Origin of the sequence: Neorhizobium galegae (assembly GCF_021391675.1) — a bacterium.
In the GTDB taxonomy this organism is placed as follows: domain Bacteria; phylum Pseudomonadota; class Alphaproteobacteria; order Rhizobiales; family Rhizobiaceae; genus Neorhizobium; species Neorhizobium galegae_B.
The window spans coordinates 71,383-91,688 of sequence record NZ_CP090096.1 but is presented as its reverse complement, the minus strand read 5'-3'; the positions used below and the strand labels follow the sequence as shown (position 1 = coordinate 91,688).

Sequence of the window (20,306 nt, the reverse complement as noted above, 5' to 3'; positions counted from 1 at the left end):
TTTAATACGCGCCCGCTAATACCGAAGGTTCGAATATAGAGCGCCGGGATTTCCCGGCGCTTTTTCTGTCGCTGGTGGCTTGTATGGTTTTTCCCGCACGGCTTCGCCACCCACACCCTGAACCTGTCGCGCCGGTGCCAGTCGCCAGCCGAGCGATCTTCCCGTCCGAGAGACCGCCGGTTCGGAGTGGGTGGGCTACAAGAAGCTAGCGTCGAAGAGCTCGCGGGAATAGCTCGCGTGGGTCACGCCCGCCTGCAGATCCTGCCTGGTGAGTTCGTCGACAAATACGCCATTCTGCATGACGAGGACCCGATCACACATGTGGGAGATGACGGACAGATCGTGACTGACAAGGATGAACGTCAGATTGCGCTCCTCCCGCTGGTCTGCCAGGAGATTGAGTACCTCCGCCTGGATCGAGACATCGAGCGCCGAGGTCGGCTCGTCGAGAAGCAGGATCGGCGGCGACAGGATCAGTGCGCGTGCGATCGCTACTCGCTGACGCTGGCCGCCGGAAAGTTCATGCGGGAAACGGCTGGCGAAATGCGCCGGCAAGCCGACCTGTTGCAGTGCCTCCGCGACCCTTGTCCAACCGTCGCCAGCGCCCATCGACCTGATCGGCTCGGCGAGGGCGGTTCCGATGCGGTGGCGCGGATGCAGTGAGCCGTAGGGGTCCTGGAACACCATCTGGGCAAGCTTCAACTCGTCGCGTGTCCGCACCTTGCCGACCGGCTTGCCGTCAAACGATATCGATCCTGTCCATGCGCCCTCGAGACCGGCAAGCGAGCGCAGTACCGTCGATTTGCCGCAACCGGATTCACCGACGATGCCGAGCGTTTCGCCGCGGCTCACGGCGAAGCTGACACCGCGTACGACATGATTGCTTTTATCCTTGGAGCCATAGACGACATCGAGGTTTTCGACCTTGATCATGGATTGGTCTCCACTTCGATGGACTTGCGATCGAGGACTTTCAAACGCCTGACGGGATGTTTGGGATCCGGCATCGCGGCTATCAGGCCTCGGGTATAGGGATGCGCCGCATCTTCGAGCCTGCTCAGCGTTTCGACGACGCGGCCGCTATACATGACCAGAATGCGCTCGCAAAAAGCCGCGACCATGCGGATGTCGTGGCTGATAAGGATCAGGCCGGAATTGTTCTCCCGCACCAGTTCATCAAGCAGCATCAGAACGTCCTTGCGTACGCTGACGTCGAGCGCAGAGGTCGGTTCATCGGCGATCACGAGCTTGGGGCGTGCCAGAAGCATCATCGCAATCATCACGCGCTGGCCCATGCCGCCGGATATCTGGTGGGGGTAAAGAGACAAGACGCGATCGGGGTCGTTGATGCGCACTCTCGCCAGCATGTCGCGGGCGCGCGCGACGGCATCCTTGCCGCCGACGCCAAGATGCAGCTTTGCAGCCTCGGCAACCTGCTTTCCGATGGTCAGAACAGGGTTCAGCGAATAACGCGGATCCTGCATGATCAGGGCGATGTCTTTACCGCGAAGACCTCCCATCTGCCGTTCGGTCTTTTCCAGCAACGGGCTGCCGAGGAAATCCATCCGCTCGGCGGTCACGCCGGCGCGCTGCGGCAAGAGCCGCATGATGGCGCGGCCGGTGGTCGATTTGCCCGACCCGGATTCGCCGACGATGCCGATGCGCTCCCGCCCCACGTCAAAGCTGACATTGGAAACCGCCGGAATGGAGTTTCGGCCGAAGCGGACGTTCAGGTTGCGAACGGAGAGGACAGGCGTTTCATCAAGATCTGGCATGGCGCGGGTCCAATAGATCGCGAAGCGTGTCTCCGGCGATGTTGAAGGCAAGGCTGGTCAACAGAATGGCGACGCCGGGCATCACCGCGACCCACCAATAATCGAGCATGAATTTTCGCCCGCTGGAAATCATCGCGCCCCATTCCGGCAGCGGCGGCTGCGCGCCGAGACCGAGGAAGCCGAGGGAAGCTGCCGTCAGGATGATGCCTGCCATGTTGAGCGTCAGCCGCACGATCACAGACGGAATACACATCGGAGCGATATAGAGAAACAGGATGCGCAAGGGTGAGGCGCCATAAAGGCGGGCCGCCGCCACGTAATCCGCATTGCGCACGACGAGCGCTTCCGCGCGTGCGAGCCGGGCGATCGGTGGCCAGGCCGTCAGCGAAATGGCAACGATCGCGGTTCCCAAACCTGCCCCGAGAGCAGCGGCGAAAGCAAGCGCCAGGATCAAGGACGGAAACGACAGGACTATATCGGTGGCTCGCATCAGGATGGCATCGGTGCGTCCGCCGAAAAAGCCTGCGACAACCCCGATCACCAGGCCGATCGGACCGACAATCACCGAGACGGAGAGGACCGTCTGGATCGTGATGCGCGTGCCGTGGACGAGGCGGCTGAAGATATCGCGCCCGAATTCGTCCGTGCCGGCGAGATGCGCGAAGCTCGGAGGCTGAAGCGCGTCGCTCAATGTCTGGGCCGCGGGATCGTAAGGCGCGATCAGCGGCGCAAAGATCGCGACCACAACCAGGATAGCGAGGATGATGAACCCCATCATGCCAAGCGGTTCGTCGGCGAGCTTGTGCAGAATACGGGAGGTCGAGTTCCATATCCTGGTACCGATTGCTGGCGGCCGAATGATGGCCTCGTCCTGGACGATATTGCTCATCGTGCGGCCTCCCGGGTACGCGGATCAAGAAGCGCGTAGGCAATGTCTGCAACGAAGTTCAGCAGCATGAAGATGAAACCAACAATGATGGTCGCCGCGAGAATTGCGTTCATGTCGCCGATCATCAGGGCATTGGTCATGTACTGACCGATGCCCGGCCATGAAAATACGATCTCCGTCACCACGGCGCCTTCCAGGAGGTTGCCGTAGGAGATCGCGAGCACGGTGATCAGCTGAACGGCGATATTGGGCAGGACGTGGCTGATGACGGTGCGGACCGGACCGACGCCCTTGGCGCGTGCGGCGATGACATAGTCCTGATTGAGCTGCTCCAGCGTGAACGCACGGGTCATGCGCGTGATATAGGCCATGGCCATATAGGCAAGGATGCAGGCCGGCAGGATGATGTGCGACAGGGCGTTCCAGAATATCTCGGTCTCGCCTTCGAGCAGGGTGTCGACGAGCATCAGTCCCGTGGTCGGCTCGATCAGGCCTTCGTAGAAGACATCGACGCGGCCCGGCCCGCCGACCAGATTGAGGCCTGCATAGAAGATGACCAACCCCACGATACCGAACCAGAAGACCGGGATCGAATGTCCGACCAGCGCGAAGACTCGGGCGAACTTGTCGATCGCGCTATCCCTGAAAAGACCGGCCGCCAGGCCGAGAGGAACGCCGATCAGAGTGGAAATCAACACCGCGAGCGTCGCAAGTTCCAGCGTTGCGGGGAATGCCTGGGACAGGTCCTTGGTGACCGCGTTGCCGGTCAGGATGGCCGTGCCCATGTCGCCGTGCAGCAGTCCCCAGACATAGACGAAGAATTGCTGGTAGAGGGGCAAATCGAGGCCAAGCCTGACGCGCATGGCCTCGTAGGCTTTCGGATCGGCGAGTTCGCCGACAATGGCCCCGACCGGATCGGTCGGCATGACGCGGCCGATCACGAAGGTGACGCACAACAGGATGAACAGGCTGACGATCAGATGGAGAAGTCGTCGTCCCAGTTCGCCTAACGAAAGTTCCTTCATGATCGGCTGCCTGACCTGACGTTAAGTTACTTATCGGTCTTCGTGACACCTTCCAGACGTGTCGTCTGGCTCGGATGCCCGACATAGCCCTGCACACGGCTCGTCAGGACGATCGGTTCGTAGCGTTCGAAAAGCGGCAGAACAGCAGGCTTCTGGGCAACGAACATTTCCTGCATCTCAACGTAAAGCGCTCCGCGCTTCTTCGCGTCCGGCTCCATCGCTGCCTTGGCCGTGATGGCGGTCAGCTCGGGAATGTCCCAGCTGGAACGCCATACGAAGTTGCCGGCATTATTGGCCTTCAGCGAATTGTCCGGATTGCTCGAGAATTGCTCCATCGCGCCCAGAACATTCGGCATATAGGCCCCGGTTTGCGGGATCAGGAGATCGAAATCTCGCGCTCGGTGCGCGGCGATGATATCCGCACCATTGCCCTGCATGATATTGATCTTCACGCCGATCTGACCGAGCGACGCCTGGATCGCGGTTGCAAGATCGATGCGCGGCGTCTGGGCAATCGTCTTGAGGTTCAGCGTGAAGCCGTCCTTGTACCCGGCTTCTGCAAGCAAGGCCTTTGCCTTTGCCACGTCCAGCTTCCAATCCGGGCTCGGAATGGCGAATTCGAAATTTTCCGGAACGGGAACCGTGCGTGCCCGGCCGTATGGCCCCATGATCGCCTTTTCCATGCCCTTGTAGTCAATGCCGTAGGCAATCGCCTCGCGGACCTTCGGATTGGAGAGCGGTTCCTTGCCGGCGTTCATCGACAGGACATAGAACCCCCCTGTCGGGACGCGCTGGATTTCATAACCTTGCTTGCCGGTGAATGTTGCAAGGTCGGTTGCGGTCAGCGCGCTCGCGATGTCGATATCGCCACGCTCGAGCATCAGCCGCTCGACCTGACTTTCAGGCACATGCCGAACGACGACGCGGCGCATCTTCGGCTGTCCGGCGACGTAATTCTTGTTCGCGTCGAGGATGACGATCTCGTTCGGCGTCCACTTGTTCAGCGTGAAAGGGCCTGAGCCTGCCGAACTGGTGCGTAACCATGCATTGCCCCAATCGTCGTTGACGACATGGCTCTTCAGTTCCTTGCTGTCGACAACGCTCGCGATGACCATCGCCAGTCGATAGAGCAGGAGTTCCGACGTGACCTCGCCGGAAAGGTCTATGCGCACGGTCTTCTCGTCTGGCGCCGTCACCAGCTTTTCAACGTTGGCGCCGTTGTAGCCGACACGCTTGAGATTGGCGGCCGCGGCCTGGTCGAGTTTCAGGAGACGGGTGATCGAGTAGACCACGTCCGCGGAGGTGACCGGGTTGCCCGAGGCGAATTCCGCCTTCCGCAGATGGAACGTTATCCCCTTGTCATCGATCTCCCACTTTTCGGCGAGCTGCGGGGAAACCTTTCCAGAGCCGTCGGTGGAAACCAGGCGATCGTAGAGGTTTGCCATGATCTCGTTTGCCTTGGCTTCCGTCGCCTGATGAGGATCCAGCGAGAGAACCTGGGCAAGCGAGGTCGCAATGACGAGCTGGTTGGCCGGCGTCTCGGCAAAAGCTGCCGGCGTGCCGAAAGACATGACGGCAAAAGCCGCGCCGACGAGCAATCGGGTGCAAAGGTATTTCATTGAAACTCCTCCCAGAGTTGACCAAGGGCATTGCCGCTTGTTTTAAGCGTTGTATGATGACTTAGCGGACTTTCTGAGGGATGGCAAGCTTTGCCGAAATCGCCCATCAGGCTGGCTTCCGGACCTCCGGCAAGCCTTCCTGAAGATCTTCAGGGTAAGGTAGCCAAGGGTAACCGCTTGATAATTCGTGTTATCCACGCGATCCTCGCGGAGAGCCTGAAAGACTCTCTGCCGGCGGCGGGAAGCTGTCCCGGGATAAGTCCGTCCGCCCCGTCTGGGCGCCGGACTGCACGAAGATGCTCGACAGCCAATAAAAACCATAATAGGTCGTATGATATGTGAGAGGCTTGGGAGGATATTGAAATGTATGTTGGCACACAAGTTGGCGCGAGAGATGATGACGACTACCGCGTTTTCGCTCAATTGGGATTGAAACACATCTGCGCAGATCCGCCCGGCGCGCCGTCGAGCTGGAAACTGGAAGATCTCGAACGTCATCGCGACAAGATTGAAAGCTTCGGGCTCATCCTCGACATGATCCAGCTTCCGCTTCCGTCGCAGCCCATCGAGAAGGCATCCTATCCGGATATCCTCCTCAAGGGTCCCGATCGCGACCGGCAGATCGACGCGGTGTGCAGGCTGATCGAGGAAACGGCCAAGGCCGGGATACCGTCGGTGAAATACAATCTCAATCTGATCGGCATCCCACGTACCCAGATGGAACCGGGGCGAGGCGGGTCACTCAACGAGGCCTTTCGATGGGACAAGGCTGACCAGCAGGCTGAACCAGGCCTGGCGGGCGTGCTGCCCGAGGACGAAAACTGGGAGCGGATCGACTATTTTCTGGAACGCGTGGTGCCCGTCGCAGAGAGCAACAAGGTGCGGCTTGCCTGCCATCCGCATGACCCTTACACCCCGCCCGGCTACAAGGGCGTTACTCGCGTGCTCGGCACCGTCGAGGGTTTGAAGAAGTTTGTGCTGATGCGCGAGAGCCCCTATCACGGTCTCAATTTTTGCCAAGGCTCGATCGGTGAAATGCTGGACGATCCCAGGCAAGAAATCGACGATATCATTCGCTGGTTCGGGACACGCGGCAAGATCTTCAATGTCCACTTCCGTAATATCGCGGGCGGAAAGCTCTCCTTCATGGAAACTTTTCCGGACGAGGGCGACATGGACATGGTGCGCTCTCTCAAAATTTATAAAGAGGTCGGCTATCGCTACATGATCATGCCGGATCACGTTCCCACGATAAGCGGCCGCGATCCCACGGGCGTAGCCTTTGCGTTTTGCTACGGCTATATAGCGGCCTTGCTCGAAGCAATGAGATAGTGACTTTGACGGTCACTCATACGCCACGTCGTTGATCGAAGCTGCCGGCTCGGCGGCTCCGATCCCGAAGCGTTGCAGCAGGGTTCTGTCCTTGATCTGCTGCTAAGTCGTCAAGGGCCCGTCGCGGGAGCGATCTGCATCTGGGCGGGCACGAGCTTATCCGGTTGGCCGGAAAGCGGCTCCTGACCGGTCAGGCGTTCGTCGGCTGAAGTGGGAGGCCGCGCGGGTGTCGTAGTCGACGCGGTGATTTCCGCTCCGATACCGGATGCTCCGTCGGGAAGCCTGCCGGTTTTCGCGGGCGACGACAGTTGCTGATTGCTAGACACCTGGTCCGTGCCAATCGGCTGCGGCGTGACCCGACCGTCGGATGAAGCAACGCGCCAGACGGTATTGCCGGCGTCATCGGCAACAAGCAGCGCTCCCGTCCCATCGATCCCGACGCCGACCGGCCGTCCTTTCGCCTGATTGCCCTGGATGAAGCCTGTGACGACATCCTGCGCCTTGCCAGATGGCTTGCCGTTCTGGAACGGTACGAAGATGACTTTGTAGCCATTGAAGCTGTCCCGGTTCCAGCTGCCGTGCTCGCCGATGAAGGCGCCGTTTGCGTATGCGGCTGGCAGGGCGGAATTCATCGAGAAAGTCAGTCCGAGCGCGGCGACATGGCTGGACAGGGCGTAGTCCGGCTGGATTGCCTTTTCGACCATGTCGGGACGTGGCGGATGAACGCGAGCATCGACGTGGTTGCCGTAGTAGCTCCACGGCCAACCGTAGAAGGCGCCGTCCTCCACCGAGGTCATGTAATCAGGAACGAGGTTCGGGCCGAGCTCGTCGCGTTCGTTGACGACGGTCCAGAGCGCACCCGTTTCGGGGTTGAAGGAGAGACCGTTCGGGTTGCGCAGACCCGAGGCGAAAACGCGGGCGGCGCCGGTCTGCCGGTCGACCTGCCAGATCGCAGCACGGCCTTTTTCTGCTTCGAAACCGTTCTCGACGATGTTGGAGTTCGATCCGACCGAGACATAAAGCGTCCGGCCGTCAGGGCTGAGGGCCAGATCTTTTGTCCAATGATGATTGATCGGACCGCCGGGCAGGGGCGTCAGCGTTTTCGGCTGCGCGGTGATCTCGTTCCGGCCGAGTTCGTAGGGGTAGGCAAGGATGGCGCTCGTCGTGGCGACATAAAGCGTATTGTCTATCCAGGCGAGGCCGAAGGGAGAATCGAGCTTCTTCAGGAGGTCGTGGCGTTCATCGACCATGCCGTCGCGATTGGTGTCACGCAGCAGGGTGATGACATTGCTTTCTTTCTGTTCACCGCCGTGGGCGATCGACATGACCCAGTCGCGGATGAAATCCTTCGGCCGCGAGATCGGCTCGCCGGCCGGACCGCGGGACTGGACGACGAGCACATCGCCATTTGACAGGGTATGGACGGTGCGGGGATTGGCAAGGTCCTTGGCATAGGCGGTGACCTTCAGGCCATCCGGAACGGTAGGCGTCTCGCCGTCCTTCCAGCCGACCACTTCCGCGACCTTCACATCGGGTATCAGGGAAGGAGAGGGGTCAGGCAGAAACGGGTTCGGGCCGATCTGCTGGGACAGATCGAATCTGGCTTCCTGCGCCGATGCGCCGAGCCCGAGGGAAAGCGACAGAACCGAAGTGCCGAGAATAAGGGACCTCATCATCATATTCTCCAGGCCAATCTGGCATATTTGCGGGCGGAAACAGCGGCTGCCACCAGGCAAAGCACAAATGTAAAGGCAGAGAGCGTCAGTCCATAGGGGACCACGGCGGTCCATCCGTCGCCGGCATGGACGAGGCTGTTCAGGACGGCAAGGGCGAGGATGATCAGGTAGAGAAGCGCGGACGGGAAAGCTGGCCGCAGTGGACGGGTGCGGGGCCGCACGAGGTCTATGAGGCCAGCCAGGATCGCAATCACGCCGAACACCAGGCCGGCGCACAACAGCCATGCGGAGAAGTTCTGCCACATGAGGTTGTTGCTCTGCCAGAAGGCGATATCGGTCGCGAATGCAAGCGTGAAGCAGACAAAAGGGAACGGGACGAAAAGCGACTGTATCGGATAGGCGGCCGCGTCTCGATCATTGGAGGAAAGTACAGCCATGGCATGCTCCCAGAGGCAAGAGCGCAAAACATGCCATTCAACCCGCGGAAGCAGGGGATGGTTCCGTTCCGGTGTTGCGCCCTTGAATCGGAAGTCTTTTTCGCCTGCAGAGTCCTGTCACCCGTTGTGGCAGGGCAGGATTAATGGCTCGCGTCGGCAAGCCTTGAAGAAGCAGCAGCCTTCGCCGGCGGAGCCGCCCCCAATTGCTTTGGAACTTTCGGCATCGGACTTGGTTCGGGGAACTTAGCGCGACGTTCCAGCCAAAGCCGACACTCGGCGTGTCGCGCCGCCATGCCCAAGGAAGCAAGCCAGTCTATCAGCGAGAAAACTGGAATGGAGGTTCAAATGAAAAATTTTATCGTCATCGGATGTGTCGGGTTGTGCCTCACAGCTTGCACGTCGACTGAACGGGGGGCGGGAATCGGCGCTGCCACAGGTGCTGTCGTCGGCGGCGTGGCAACGGGCAACGTTCGCGGCGCCGCGGTTGGTGCGGCCGTGGGTGGCGTGTCCGGGGCCTTGATCGGGAATGTCGCGGGGCAGCCCGGCCGCTGCTACTACCGCGACCGCGACGGGAACCGCTACGTCGATCGATGCTGAGGTTTCTCCCTGACGCAAGGCCGCGGATACGGAGCGGAGGCCTAAGCAACGGGAGATGGCAATGGAAAGGGCTCTCCGAGCCACGAAGGTTCTGCAGGGAGACGATCTTCGAGCGACGCCCAGGGAGTGCTCGGTCGTCGCGGTCCCGCTTCATGCTGGACGACGGCCAAGGCAATGCAGCACGCGATAGCGATCTTTCAACAGATAGCCGAGGGGCACAGGGCTCGCCAAACATTGATGGCTGCCGGATAGCGTGAAGCGTTCGGCCATTATGGGGAGCGGTCCTTTCCTCCAAGCAGCCAGAGAAGATAAGGCCCGCCGATCAGCGCCGCGAAGAGGCCGACCGGGACCTGATAGGGATAGATGACGACCCGCGACAGCCAGTCGGCCATCATGAGCACGCCAGCGCCGATCAGTATTGCCGCGGCAAGCTGGTGATGCGGCTTCTGGAAACCGATCAGCCGGGCGAGATGCGGCGCGATCAGTCCTGCCAGGCTCAAGGGGCCAACGAGAAACGAGGAGATCGCCGTCATCAATGCCGCAAGGACGGCGAGCACAAGGCGGGACGGCAGGACGCGAAGGCCGATGCTGCGGGAAAGGCCGGTGCCGAGCGGCAGTATGGCGAGCCAGCGGATCATCAGGAAAAGCGGTGCCGTCAACACTACGAGTGCGATCATCGCCGTCCAGGCTTCGAAGGCGCCGGCGCGATTGGTCGAGCCGGACATCCAGGTGAGCAGGATATAGCTGCGCATGTCGCCCTGGGCGAGCACCATGCTGACGATCGCCATGCAGAAGGCGCTGATGGCGATGCCGGCAAGCAGCAGCCGTTCGGCCGAAAACCCGGAGCGGCCCGCAATCGCGATCATCACCAGGAACGCGGCAAGCGAGCCGAGCGCCATGCCGAGAAGCATGATTGCAGGTGACGGGAAGCCGAACAGGAAGAGAGCGACCGTCAAGCCGGCACCGCCGCCGCTCGAAACACCGAGCACTTCGGGACTGGCGATCGGGTTGCCGGTCACGCGTTGCATGATGAAGCCGGCTGCTCCGAGCATGGCGCCGGCACCGCCGGCTGCCAGGATACGCGGCAGGCGGAAGGGCAGAAGTTCGGAAAAGAGCGGGCCGAGTGCAACGCTCCAGCCGTGATCCGTCGGGCTTAGCGTTAGTACGAGGGCGAAGATGATGACAAGCGCGGCTGCCAGAAGCGACAGCGCGGCAGCAGGCTTTCGAAGCTGCCGCGAGGCGGCATCGGCCGTTGCGGTCACGGTAGAAAACCCGTGGACGCGCGGCAGGAGCAGGAGAAGCAGTGGTCCGCCGAGCAGAGCGGTTGCGGCACCTGTCGGCACGAGATCGGAAAAACCCGGCCCCAGCAGCTGGGTCAGGCAATCTGCGAGGAAAAGCACTGCGGCGCCTGCGAGAGGAGCGGCCATCATCACCTGTCCGGTTGTGCGCGCGCCGCAGAACCTGGCCATGGTGGGTGCCGCAAGCCCCAGGAAGCCGATGATGCCGACCGTTGCCGTGACCGAGGCAGACAGCCAGACGGCGAGGACGAGGATCGAAAACCGGACCCCATGCAGCGCGACGCCGAGGCTTCTGGCACTGGAATCGTCAAGAGCCAGGACATTCAGCGGTCGCAGCAGAAGTGCCGCGGCGAGAATGCCCGCCGCCAGCCGCGGCGCGAGCGAGATGACGCCACTCCAGTCCTGCTGGTTGAGCGCGCCCGCACCCCAGATATGGATCGACATGGCGTATTCGCCGCGCGCCAGAACCAGCGTCACGCTGAGCGAAGCCGCGATCAGGCTGACGATCATGCCGGAGATCGCCACCGTGACGGGATCCAGCCCGCGCCGCCAGCTCAGCGCCAGCGCGATCGCCACCGCGGCGAAACCACCGGCAAAGGCGACCAGCTCGCGGGAGATGCCTGTCATAAGTGGCAGAAAACCGAGGCTGAGCGTCAGCGCCAGTTGTGCACCCGAGGCGATGCCGAGGGTCGAGGCATCGGCGATCGGATTGCGCAATACCCGTTGCAGCAGCGCGCCGGAAAGACCGAGCGCTGCCCCGGCGATCAGCGCAATCGCGGCACGAGGCAGAAGACTGTTCCACAGCAGGATCGCATCGAGCGCCGCAGCGGTGGTCGCTGCCCCGGGAACGTGCGGGCGAAACGCCAGAAGCAGGGTGAAAGAGACAACGCAGGCGACGCCGAGCACCGCGGCAGGAAAAAAGTGGGGCAGGCCCGTGCGCATGGGCGCATGAAGGCTAACCGTTTCGGACATGGGAAAACCCTTCCGCCAGGAAATCGGCAAACCGGCTTGCGGCCGGCAGAGCCCCATAGGGATTGATTGATCCGACCGTCAGCACGCGATTTTCACGCACTGCGGGCAGGGCCTTCCAGAAAGCGCTTTCGGCCAGAGCTTCAAAGGCATCCTCCGGATGCGGGGGAATGAGGACGATCCAGGCGTCGGGCATGGAAGCCAGTGTCTCGATGCCCATCGGCGCCATGGCCGAATAACTGGTCGCGCCCGTCCAGGCATTGGCCAGCCCGACGCGTTTCAGCACCTCGCCGAACATGCTGTCGGAACCGAAGACCCGGTAATGGCGCGCATCGCCAAGATTGATCGGCAGGACGGGGCGCCCGTCACCCCTGGCGAAGAGGTTCTTGTAGCGATCGAGCCGGGCAGCGAGCTCCTCGACCATCCTGCGGGCTGCGGGCCGCCGCAGCCGCTCGCCGATCGCCAGCGTCGCCTGTTCGGCAAGGAGGTAAGGGCTTTCGCCGGGTTTGTAGATCGGATGGCTTTCGACCGACGCGATGCGGCTCATCAGCGGATCGGCCCAGGCGTAGAAATTCGAGTTGAGGATCAGGTCCGGGCGAGCGAAACGCAGCACCTCGAAATTCGGCGTGCCGCGCAGGCCGAGATCGGCGACGCCGTCGGGGACATCGGGTTTGATCGCAACCTGGCGGAACTGGTGAAGCTCGGTCGCCGCCACGACATTGGCGCCGATCGCAAGCAGCGTTTCGAGAAGTGCCCAGTCGAGCGTCGCAACCCGCGACCCCACGTCCTGCGCCCGCGGAACGCGCGCCGCCGCCAGGACGGCGGCGGCTGAAAGCATGGTTCTGCGGGTGAATTGCGGCACTCTCGGCATGTCTCCCAAGGCACAGGAAGGCCCCAAACAGGCCTTCCTGAAAAACTTGTCTCAGATTGTCAAATTACCAGACCTTGCTGATCTTGAAGTTGACGGTGCGTGCCTCGCCGTAGCCGCAGAAATACTGCGTGTTGCAGCCTGCGACATATTCCTTGTCGAACAGGTTGGTGACGTTCAGGGACGCCTTCCAGTCGTTCTTCTCGTAGCGGATCGCCGCGTCGAGGACGGTCGCATCCGGAACGCGCAAGGTGTTCTCATTGTCCGCCCAGGACTTGCCGCGATAGCGGACGCCGGCGCCGAAGCCGAGCCCTTCCAACGGCCCTGCCGGAACGGTGTAGTCGAGCCAGAGCGAACCAAGAACGTCGGGCACGACGTTGGGCGTCTTTCCGATCAGCGTCGGATTGTCCTTGGTGATCTCGATATCCGTATACGACGCTGCGGCGATGACCTTCCAGTTCTCGTCCAGATTGAACTTGCCTTCCACTTCGACGCCCCTTGAGCGGACTTCGCCGAGCTGGCTGGTTACCGGGCCGGTGGTGATCGTGTAGTTCTGCTTCGTGATGTCGAAGACGGAGGCCGTCAGGCTGCCGTCGAGCCAGGTCGGCTCGTACTTGACGCCTGCCTCGAACTGGTAGCCTTCCTCGGGCTTCGGCGCCGCGCCGCCTGTCAGGCCGACGATCGGGCTGAAGAAGGTAGCGGCGCTGACATAGGGCGTCAGGCCGTTGTCGAACTCGTAGGCCAGGCCCGCGCGGCCGCTCCAGGCACGGTCGTTGCTGGAATAGTTCGCCGTTCCTGCCGGCATAAGATCATCGATCTCGTTGTGGACGTAGTCGTAGCGGCCGTTGAAGGTGGCGATCCAGCCATCGCCGAACTTGATCTGATCCTGCGCGTAAACGCCGACCTGGTTGATCGTGTAGATCTGGTTGACGTCACGGTTGAGCGGCGGCAGAACCACACCATAGGCAGGGTTGGCGGGGTCGAAGGCAGGGACAGATCCGAAGGCGCTCGCAAACTGGTCGGTATGCAGGCGGTAATACCGATAATCCAGGCCCGCCATGATCTTGTGCGATGCGCCGCCGAAATCGAATCCGTTTTCGATCCGGTTGTCCACGTTGAAGGCATCTGCGGTCGAGGTGATATCTTCGCTGTAGCGGCCGACCACCGCATCCGCCTGGTTGAGGTCGAACGGATAGACATACTGTTCGCGCTTGAAGAGATGCCCGTAACGCAGGTTCTGAGTGAACTTCCAGCCGCCTTCGAACTCGTGCTCGAACTCGTAGCCGACCATTTTCTGAACGACCGTGCCATCGTCGAAGTTCGGGTCGCCAAGGAACATGTCGCGCGGGATCTTGCCGTAGCCGGCGTCGACGACCGTGCCGCCGTAGGGCAGCAGGCCGTTGGTCGTGTGGACCTGGTCGAGGCCGCTGATATTGGCCCAGACCGTCAGGCTGGTGCCTGCATCCGGCGAGAAGGTGAATTGCGGCATGATGAAGCCGCGCAGGTCCTCGCTATAGTCGGTATAGTTGTCGCCACCGGCGATCTTGCCGGTCAGGCGATAGCTGAAGGTGCCGTCCGGGGTGACCTTGTCGGAAATATCGAAACCGAAGAAGGCGTTGCCATTCGTGTTGATGCCGGTCTCGGTGTGATAATAGGGCTCGTCGGTCGGGCGCTTGCGGATCAGGTTGACGACGCCGCCGGCATTGGCGCCGCCGAGCAGGACGGAGGCCGGCCCCTTGAGGACCTCGACGCGCTCCAGCATGAACGGATCGAGCTGGAAGCCGCCATAGGCGTGACTGGTGAGCGCGAGACTGTCGAAGAAAACGCCCGTCTGCGAAGCATTGAAGCCGCGAACATAGATCCAGTCGGTGTCGGGGTCCGAGCCGTAGGGCTGGCCGAACACGCCGGGCGTATAGAGGAGCACCTGGTCGATCTTGCTGACGGTGCCGCGGTCGGCCATTTCTTCCCGGCCAATGACCGACACGGACTGCGGGATTTCCTTGAGCGGCGTATCGGTCTTGGAACCGGTCGTCGACTGCCTCGCGACATAACCTTTGACCGGGCCGGTTCCGTCGCCTTCGCCCTCGCCGCGAATGACGATCGGCGCCAATGTCGTATCGGCGTCCTGGGCATGAGCCGCCCACGCGCTGCAAAGGGCAATAAACGCCACACTTGCGCCCAGGCCGAGCCTTGCCCCCAAGGCTGTTTTTCTCTTGTTCATTCCAGGCCCCACTCACACGAACTTTTCGCCGCTCGCAGGAAGCGGCATTGCAATAAGGTGAGCAGTTAACTCATATTTAAAGTTTCGGCTTGGTTCGATCGGCGACAATTGAATGCTTTTGGGCAAATTCAGAAGGAGTGAGCAAATATTTGCAGAAATGCATCACTGCTGCCTGGCCTTCCGCCAGCGGGCCGGAGTGGTCCCCACATGTTTGCGGAAGACCCTGGTGAAATGCGCCTGGTCCGAGAAGCCGGTTTCGGCGGCAACTTCGGTTAACGCGCAGACGTCCGACGCCAGCAGGGCTTTTGCGCGTTCCAGCCGGGCATTCATCTGCCAGTCGTGGGGCGCCATTCCGGTTGATGCCTTGAACGAATGGCTGAAATGCGATGGCGACAGTCCGGTCAGGTCGGCGAGTTCCTGCAGGCGGATATTGCGCATGCAGTTTTCGGTGATGAAATCCGTAGCGCGCCGCAACTGCGCTACTGCCAGCGTTCCTCGCCGCCGGGGCGGTACCTTTACCATCTTCAGGACATCGATGACGAGCGCCAGGGCGAGCCCGTCCCCATAGAGATCATGCAACGGCTCCGGATTGGAAATCTCGGCGGCGATCAGTCCGGCCAGCGCCATGACACGCTGGTCGGAGAACAGCAACTGGGGATCCTTGAGCTTTTTGGGGTTGATGTCTTCCATCAGCCGGCGGCCGAGGATGTCCGCGTCGAAGTGGATATCGAGGTGGCGCACATACTGCACGTCGGCAATGTCCATCCAAAGGTCCATGTCGGCGGGAATGTAGGAGATCGGGCTCTGACTGCTGTCCTGTGGCGCGCCGCGGGATTTCGGGGAAAGCTTTACGACAGGACGCCCGCGGCCGCGCTGATCGAGCAGGATGAACAGTCGCGGGTCCCGCGCCACGTAATGGCCGCCCGCATAGGCTGCGCATTCCACATCCCAGAGGTCGGCGGTGATGCCGTTCCAGTAACGGCGCCTCAGCCCTCCGATGACCGAAAAACCCTCGATCCTGTTCTGCATCCGCGGTTGAAAGATCATGCAGCTACCCGAATAAATAAACTTGCATATTTTTATCAACTTTAATGCGGCGTATCAATCCCGCGGGCATTGCAGATGCCGCATCATCCCAATCTGCGCGGCACGAAAGTGCAAATACACACAGTGCAGGGGCTTTGGCATGGGGCTTGGTCGGCGGCAATGCGACCAACGGCACGACAAAGGACGTCGGTTGACCGGAGCGTCAGATTCGAAGAAACATGAGTCTAGTTTTCCGGTTTGAAAGACGACGTACGGATGGTAACCATGCCGCTGAACCCAAACGAGCGTGAGATCGCCAAGGCAAATCTCCCTCTCCTGTCATTGAAGGAGGCGAGCTTTGCAATCGAAGGCCGCGTCCTCTTACATCCGCTGACGCTCGATCTTCGGGCAGGCAGGTCGATTGCTCTGATCGGTCACAATGGCTCCGGCAAATCGACGATGTTGAAATTGATCGGCCGGCAGCAGGCGCTGAGCGCGGGCACTATCCAGTTCGAGGGCAAGCCCCTTGGAGACTGGAGTGCGCGGGAATTCGCCCGCCGGCTCGCCTATCTGCCGCAACGGACGCCGGCAGCGCCCGGCATGTTGGTCAAGGAACTCGTGGCGCTCGGGCGTTATCCATGGCACGGCGCGCTCGGCCGGTTCAGCGCCATCGACAGGCAGAAGGTGGAGGAGGCAATCGAGCTCACCGGTATCGGCTCTTTTGCAGAACGCATGGTGGACAGCCTGTCGGGCGGCGAACGCCAGCGTGCCTGGCTTGCCATGCTTGTGGCACAGGATGCCGCCTGCCTTCTGCTCGACGAACCCATCTCCGCGCTCGATATCGGCCATCAGTTGGAAGTCCTGTCCTTGACGCACGATCTTTGCCGCGAAAAGGGCATTACCATCATCACCGTGCTGCACGACGTCAACATGGCCGCCCGCTTCTGCGATGAGATCGTCGCTCTGCATTCCGGCCGGCTGATTGCCCACGGCACCCCGCAGGAGGTCATGACGACCGAGGAACTGGCTCGCATCTACGACGTCCGGATGGATATCATATGCCAGCCCTCAAGCGGCCGGCTGGTGGCGCTGGCCCAGTAATTTCATATGCAGTCAGCCCTGTAGAGGTTGCCGTTAGGCAGCAATCCTCAGGAGCCGGCGCACATGCCCCGTCATCGTGACATGACTTCGAAATAGCGGCAGCCATAACAGCTGCCGCACGATCTCACTCGTTCTTTACGCCCGGCATTTGTCGTGGACGAGCAACCGCATCAATCCGCTCAAGGCGCTGAATCAGTGGATCGCAGAACTGCCACCGGCACCGAAACGCTGTGCTGCGATTGGCAATTCAGCCCCGATGCCTAATTCCCGCGCGCGCTGCGCAATTCCCGCTCGCCTCTTTCGAGCGCGCTGGCATTCAGCACCTTACGGAGCAGGGCGACGGCGACCGCGCGCATGCGAAGATTGTACCAGCCCTCTGGCCCATTGCCCGGCTCCTCGTAGACGTCCAGTTTTTCATAGAGCTGCTGAAGGCGGTTCTGGACACTTCGTAACGAGAGTTTTTTCCGCTGGGCTATCGCCTTGTCGGTCAGGCCGAGCGCCACATCCACCAGGATTTCGTATTCCGCGTCGCTCAGGCCATGCGCAGTACCGAGGCTTTTCTGCTGGATGCCCCGGACCTCGCGGTCGATAACACATTGCGATTCAATGAAGACGCCGCGCAATGCGAGCTTCAACCGCTCGTCGGAGGTGGATTTCAGCACGTATCCGTATGTCGCACCTTCCGGAACGATACGCGCCACGCCACGCACATAGGCCTCATCGGAATAGTTCGACCAGAACAGGATCTTGGTATCCGGCCGTTCGCGCCAGATGGTGCGGGCGGCCTCGATGCCGTTGCGTTCGCTCATCTGCAAGTCCATGACCACGTGCTCGGCCCGGGATTGGCGCGCCTGCACCTCACCGGCATGGCCGTTTTCCGCCTCCAGGACCGTGTCGCATTCCGGCAATGCTGCCCGCACTGCCTCGTGCAGGTAGGACCGGTGCAGCGGGTCGTCTTCAACGATCAAGACTTTCATGCCGATTTCTCCGCAACATGCCTGCGTTCCATCGACAGCACGACCTTGGCCGTCGTGCCGCTCCCGCCGGGATTGCCGGCGATCTCGAATTTTGCCGAGATCAGCCGTGCTCGCGTCTTCATATTGCCTATCCCGTGCCCCGCCTTGTCGCGGGCGTTGCGCAGGCCGCTTCCGTCGTCGCTGATCTCGATCGACAGCGCGTCGCCCTGGATACGCAGATGTACCAGGATCGTCTTCGGTTGCCCATGACGGATCGCATTGTTGACTGCTTCCTGGACGATGCGGAACAGCGCGGTCGCCACGGTCCTGTCGAGGTCGAGCAATGCTCCACCCGTCTCGTCGACCATTCGCCAGGCGACGGGCAGGCCGCTTTCGCGTACCGAGCGTTCCAGGTGGTTCTCGATCGCCTCTGCCACGCCGAAAAGCTGCAGCACGGTCGGCTTGGCCTCCTCGATGATCTGGCGAAGGTCGTGCATGCATTGCTGCAGGGTGCGGCAGAGCGGTTCGAGCGCATCACCATGCATATCCGGAAGTCCTGAAAGCCGCTCCATGCGCCGCGCGAGCCGTGTCAGGTCGGCGAGCGTCTGGTCGTGAAGGTCCATGCCGATTCGCTGCCGTTCGGCCTCCAGCGCCTCGGTCAGCTTCAGCGCGCCCAGCCGCAATCCCTCTTCGCGGGCGCGGGCCTCCGTCTCGACGATCGCCGAGCGTTTGGCCTGTTCGGCAGCCCTCAGCGCAAAGAAATAAGGTGCCAAAAGGTCGGCGATCGAGCGGGCGTTCTCGACATCCTCCATCGAGTACTTGTCGTGCTCATGGCTGGAGCAGCTCAGGGCACCAATGATATCACCCTGGACCTTGAGCGGCACATGCAGCCGGCTTCTCAGGGACAGTTCGATTATCGGGCTCGAAAACGCGCCGTCGAAATGAAAGCGCGGATCGGCACAGGCATCCGGCGAAAGCAGGAAATCCACCTCGCCGGACAGGAGCGTACGGATCGGGCTACCGGTCAGCAGCGCCGGAGGCTGTTGGCTCCAGGCGGTCGCAAGCCCGCTCTCGTAGGCGATGTGGTATTTCCCGTCCAGCATCTTGATGCATACGTCGAGATGATCGTGCGGAATGATATGGCTGATCTCAGCCGCCACCGCCTGGATGATCGAGTTGAAATCGAGTTGGCCTGCCAGCAGCCGGGAAATTCCGAGATAGCGGTCAAATAACGCATTTGGCGCCGGATTGAGCATGACGGACATCCTCCAGTCCTCCAATTATTAGACGCCTCGCTGCTGCTCTTGTCTTGCGGGAACCCGCAAATTTTGCGCGAATACCCGCAAGGAGGTTGCTTGTATGCGCCTATACAACATCTGATTTCTCCTCCATGCTCGCTTTACTGAGCAAACGGGGCTCAGCGCAATCACTATCTTCGGACAACCGTTGAGGAGCGGCCCGAAGAACCCGTCGAGAACTCTAGGGAGGAAATCATGATCATCAGGAAGATGCTTTTCGCATCTGTCGCTATTGCTTGCGTTGCTGGGCCGGTCTCCGCCCTGGCCGATACTTCTGGGCAAAAAGATCGCCCTTTCCAACAATTATGCCGGCAATTCCTGGCGTCAGGCCATGTTGACAAGCTGGGACAAGATCACCAAGGAGGCCGTCTCCAAGAAGATCGTCGCAGCCGCCGATCCGTTCACGACGGCCGAGAACCAGGCGACCGAGCAGGCCGCCCAGATCCAGAACATGATCCTGCAGGGCTATGATGCGATCGTCATCAATGCAGCGTCGCCGACTGCGCTCAATGGCGCCGTCAAGGAGGCCTGTAACGCCGGCATCACCGTCGTGTCCTTCGACGGCATCGTGACCGAGCCGTGTGCCTGGCGCATCGCGGTGGATTTCAAGACGATGGGCGAAAGCCAAGTCGAATATCTCGCCAAGAAGCTGCCGAAAGGTGGGAACCTCCTGGAGATTCGGGGTCTCGCAGGGGTTTCGGTCGATGACGAAATCCATGCGGGCATCCAGGCTGGCGTTCGGAAAAACCCGCAGTTCAAGATCGTCGGTGCCGTCAACGGCGACTGGGCGCAGGACGTCGCGCAGCGCGCTGTCGCCGGCATCCTTCCGAGCCTTCCGGAAATCACCGCCGTCGTAACCCAGGGCGGCGACGGTTACGGCGCGGCCCAGGCATTCGCCGCCGCCAATCGTCCCACTCCGACCATCGTCATGGGCAACCGCGAGGACGAACTCGTCTGGTGGAAGCAGCAGAAGGACAAGAACGGCTACGAGACGATGTCCGTCTCCATCGCTCCCGGCGTTTCGACGCTCGCCTTCTGGGTGGCGCAGCAGATCCTCGACGGCAAGCAGGTGAAGAAGGACCTCGTGGTGCCCTTCCTGCGCATCGACCAGGGCAATCTCGAGACCAATCTCGCCGGCACCCAGAAGGGTGGCGTCGCCAACGTCGAGTATTCGCTGGAAGACGCCCAGAAAGTTATCAGCGCAGCCAAGTAAGCTGAT

16 protein-coding genes and 1 pseudogene are annotated in these 20,306 nt (G+C 61.2%); 4 read left to right on the top strand and 13 right to left on the bottom strand.

Annotated features, from left to right (window positions below; all coding sequences use genetic code 11):
• Positions 1 to 195 precede the first annotated feature (195 nt).
• Genes LZK81_RS23280 through LZK81_RS23260 form a run of 5 tightly spaced genes read right to left on the bottom strand, consistent with a single transcriptional unit; the run spans position 196 to position 5,260 of the window.
• Positions 196 to 933, bottom strand: coding sequence for an ABC transporter ATP-binding protein (locus tag LZK81_RS23280; protein ID WP_046605861.1), 738 nt, complete (start codon positions 931 to 933; stop codon positions 196 to 198).
• Positions 930 to 1,775 carry an ABC transporter ATP-binding protein gene (locus tag LZK81_RS23275; RefSeq protein WP_233957446.1) on the bottom strand — a complete coding sequence of 282 codons (846 nt, stop codon included), beginning with the start codon at positions 1,773 to 1,775 and terminating at the stop codon, positions 930 to 932. Before LZK81_RS23275 ends, LZK81_RS23280 begins: the two co-directional genes overlap by 4 nt.
• On the bottom strand, positions 1,762 to 2,664 hold the full coding sequence (locus LZK81_RS23270) for an ABC transporter permease (protein ID WP_233957445.1): 903 nt from the start codon (positions 2,662 to 2,664) through the stop codon (positions 1,762 to 1,764). The genes LZK81_RS23275 and LZK81_RS23270 overlap by 14 nt, the downstream gene beginning before the upstream one ends.
• Positions 2,661 to 3,689 carry an ABC transporter permease gene (locus LZK81_RS23265; RefSeq protein ID WP_233957444.1) on the bottom strand — a complete coding sequence of 343 codons (1,029 nt, stop codon included), beginning with the start codon at positions 3,687 to 3,689 and terminating at the stop codon, positions 2,661 to 2,663. The genes LZK81_RS23270 and LZK81_RS23265 overlap by 4 nt, the downstream gene beginning before the upstream one ends.
• 26 nt (positions 3,690 to 3,715) lie before the next feature.
• Positions 3,716 to 5,260 (bottom strand): ABC transporter substrate-binding protein, encoded by a 1,545-nt coding sequence (locus LZK81_RS23260; RefSeq protein WP_418936531.1) that lies wholly within the window; start codon positions 5,258 to 5,260, stop codon positions 3,716 to 3,718.
• A 411-nt stretch (positions 5,261 to 5,671) separates the two neighbouring features.
• Here LZK81_RS23260 and LZK81_RS23255 point away from each other — a divergent pair, with 411 nt between their 5' ends.
• Positions 5,672 to 6,640 carry a mannonate dehydratase gene (locus LZK81_RS23255; RefSeq protein ID WP_233957442.1) on the top strand — a complete coding sequence of 323 codons (969 nt, stop codon included), beginning with the start codon at positions 5,672 to 5,674 and terminating at the stop codon, positions 6,638 to 6,640.
• A gap of 110 nt (positions 6,641 to 6,750) precedes the next feature.
• Here the strand turns inward: LZK81_RS23255 and LZK81_RS23250 are convergent, their stop codons facing one another.
• Together LZK81_RS23250 and LZK81_RS23245 are read right to left on the bottom strand one after the other, a co-directional pair.
• A complete protein-coding gene (locus LZK81_RS23250; RefSeq protein WP_233957441.1) occupies positions 6,751 to 8,316 on the bottom strand; it encodes a PQQ-dependent sugar dehydrogenase in 1,566 nt (521 codons plus the stop codon).
• Positions 8,316 to 8,753, bottom strand: coding sequence for a DUF2231 domain-containing protein (locus LZK81_RS23245; protein ID WP_233957440.1), 438 nt, complete (start codon positions 8,751 to 8,753; stop codon positions 8,316 to 8,318). The genes LZK81_RS23250 and LZK81_RS23245 overlap by 1 nt, the downstream gene beginning before the upstream one ends.
• Before the next feature lie 345 nt (positions 8,754 to 9,098).
• Here LZK81_RS23245 and LZK81_RS23240 point away from each other — a divergent pair, with 345 nt between their 5' ends.
• The gene (locus tag LZK81_RS23240) at positions 9,099 to 9,350 is read left to right on the top strand and encodes a glycine zipper family protein (protein ID WP_233957439.1); all 252 of its coding nucleotides are present in this window, start codon (positions 9,099 to 9,101) and stop codon (positions 9,348 to 9,350) included.
• A 269-nt stretch (positions 9,351 to 9,619) separates the two neighbouring features.
• Here the strand turns inward: LZK81_RS23240 and fhuB are convergent, their stop codons facing one another.
• From fhuB to LZK81_RS23220, 4 genes are all read right to left on the bottom strand, one after another.
• The gene (gene fhuB / locus LZK81_RS23235; protein ID WP_233957438.1) at positions 9,620 to 11,620 is read right to left on the bottom strand and encodes a Fe(3+)-hydroxamate ABC transporter permease FhuB; all 2,001 of its coding nucleotides are present in this window, start codon (positions 11,618 to 11,620) and stop codon (positions 9,620 to 9,622) included.
• Positions 11,604 to 12,488 carry an iron-siderophore ABC transporter substrate-binding protein gene (locus LZK81_RS23230; protein WP_233957437.1) on the bottom strand — a complete coding sequence of 295 codons (885 nt, stop codon included), beginning with the start codon at positions 12,486 to 12,488 and terminating at the stop codon, positions 11,604 to 11,606. Before LZK81_RS23230 ends, fhuB begins: the two co-directional genes overlap by 17 nt.
• A 64-nt stretch (positions 12,489 to 12,552) precedes the next feature.
• Positions 12,553 to 14,706, bottom strand: coding sequence for a TonB-dependent siderophore receptor (locus LZK81_RS23225; protein ID WP_233957436.1), 2,154 nt, complete (start codon positions 14,704 to 14,706; stop codon positions 12,553 to 12,555).
• Between the two features lie 162 nt (positions 14,707 to 14,868).
• The gene (locus LZK81_RS23220) at positions 14,869 to 15,753 is read right to left on the bottom strand and encodes a helix-turn-helix domain-containing protein (protein ID WP_233957435.1); all 885 of its coding nucleotides are present in this window, start codon (positions 15,751 to 15,753) and stop codon (positions 14,869 to 14,871) included.
• A 264-nt stretch (positions 15,754 to 16,017) separates the two neighbouring features.
• Here LZK81_RS23220 and LZK81_RS23215 point away from each other — a divergent pair, with 264 nt between their 5' ends.
• Complete coding sequence (locus LZK81_RS23215; RefSeq protein WP_233957434.1) at positions 16,018 to 16,833, top strand: ATP-binding cassette domain-containing protein; 816 nt, start codon at positions 16,018 to 16,020, stop codon at positions 16,831 to 16,833.
• A 260-nt stretch (positions 16,834 to 17,093) separates the two neighbouring features.
• Here LZK81_RS23215 and LZK81_RS23210 read toward each other — a convergent pair whose 3' ends face one another.
• Positions 17,094 to 17,810, bottom strand: coding sequence for a response regulator transcription factor (locus LZK81_RS23210; protein WP_233957433.1), 717 nt, complete (start codon positions 17,808 to 17,810; stop codon positions 17,094 to 17,096).
• The gene (locus tag LZK81_RS23205) at positions 17,807 to 19,045 is read right to left on the bottom strand and encodes a GAF domain-containing sensor histidine kinase (RefSeq protein WP_233957858.1); all 1,239 of its coding nucleotides are present in this window, start codon (positions 19,043 to 19,045) and stop codon (positions 17,807 to 17,809) included. The genes LZK81_RS23210 and LZK81_RS23205 overlap by 4 nt, the downstream gene beginning before the upstream one ends.
• 237 nt (positions 19,046 to 19,282) lie before the next feature.
• On the opposite strand from LZK81_RS23205, the pseudogene LZK81_RS23200 reads away from it, so the two are divergent.
• A pseudogene (locus tag LZK81_RS23200) lies at positions 19,283 to 20,300 on the top strand (ABC transporter substrate-binding protein).
• The last annotated feature ends 6 nt before the right edge of the window (positions 20,301 to 20,306 follow it).

What these genes read in the sequence shown, in the direction of transcription:
- LZK81_RS23255 (WP_233957442.1), top strand. Translation starts at nt 5,672, where the DNA reads ATGTATGTTGGCACACAAGTTGGCGCGAGAGATGATGACGACTACCGC.
- LZK81_RS23220 (WP_233957435.1), bottom strand. Translation starts at nt 15,753, where the DNA reads ATGATCTTTCAACCGCGGATGCAGAACAGGATCGAGGGTTTTTCGGTC.
- LZK81_RS23230 (WP_233957437.1), bottom strand. Translation starts at nt 12,488, where the DNA reads ATGCCGAGAGTGCCGCAATTCACCCGCAGAACCATGCTTTCAGCCGCC.
- fhuB (WP_233957438.1), bottom strand. Translation starts at nt 11,620, where the DNA reads ATGTCCGAAACGGTTAGCCTTCATGCGCCCATGCGCACGGGCCTGCCC.
- LZK81_RS23275 (WP_233957446.1), bottom strand. Translation starts at nt 1,775, where the DNA reads ATGCCAGATCTTGATGAAACGCCTGTCCTCTCCGTTCGCAACCTGAAC.
- LZK81_RS23225 (WP_233957436.1), bottom strand. Translation starts at nt 14,706, where the DNA reads ATGAACAAGAGAAAAACAGCCTTGGGGGCAAGGCTCGGCCTGGGCGCA.
- LZK81_RS23240 (WP_233957439.1), top strand. Translation starts at nt 9,099, where the DNA reads ATGAAAAATTTTATCGTCATCGGATGTGTCGGGTTGTGCCTCACAGCT.
- LZK81_RS23205 (WP_233957858.1), bottom strand. Translation starts at nt 19,045, where the DNA reads ATGCTCAATCCGGCGCCAAATGCGTTATTTGACCGCTATCTCGGAATT.
- LZK81_RS23250 (WP_233957441.1), bottom strand. Translation starts at nt 8,316, where the DNA reads ATGATGAGGTCCCTTATTCTCGGCACTTCGGTTCTGTCGCTTTCCCTC.
- LZK81_RS23215 (WP_233957434.1), top strand. Translation starts at nt 16,018, where the DNA reads ATGCCGCTGAACCCAAACGAGCGTGAGATCGCCAAGGCAAATCTCCCT.
- LZK81_RS23210 (WP_233957433.1), bottom strand. Translation starts at nt 17,810, where the DNA reads ATGAAAGTCTTGATCGTTGAAGACGACCCGCTGCACCGGTCCTACCTG.
- LZK81_RS23270 (WP_233957445.1), bottom strand. Translation starts at nt 2,664, where the DNA reads ATGAGCAATATCGTCCAGGACGAGGCCATCATTCGGCCGCCAGCAATC.
- LZK81_RS23265 (WP_233957444.1), bottom strand. Translation starts at nt 3,689, where the DNA reads ATGAAGGAACTTTCGTTAGGCGAACTGGGACGACGACTTCTCCATCTG.
- LZK81_RS23280 (WP_046605861.1), bottom strand. Translation starts at nt 933, where the DNA reads ATGATCAAGGTCGAAAACCTCGATGTCGTCTATGGCTCCAAGGATAAA.
- LZK81_RS23245 (WP_233957440.1), bottom strand. Translation starts at nt 8,753, where the DNA reads ATGGCTGTACTTTCCTCCAATGATCGAGACGCGGCCGCCTATCCGATA.
- LZK81_RS23260 (WP_418936531.1), bottom strand. Translation starts at nt 5,260, where the DNA reads ATGTCTTTCGGCACGCCGGCAGCTTTTGCCGAGACGCCGGCCAACCAG.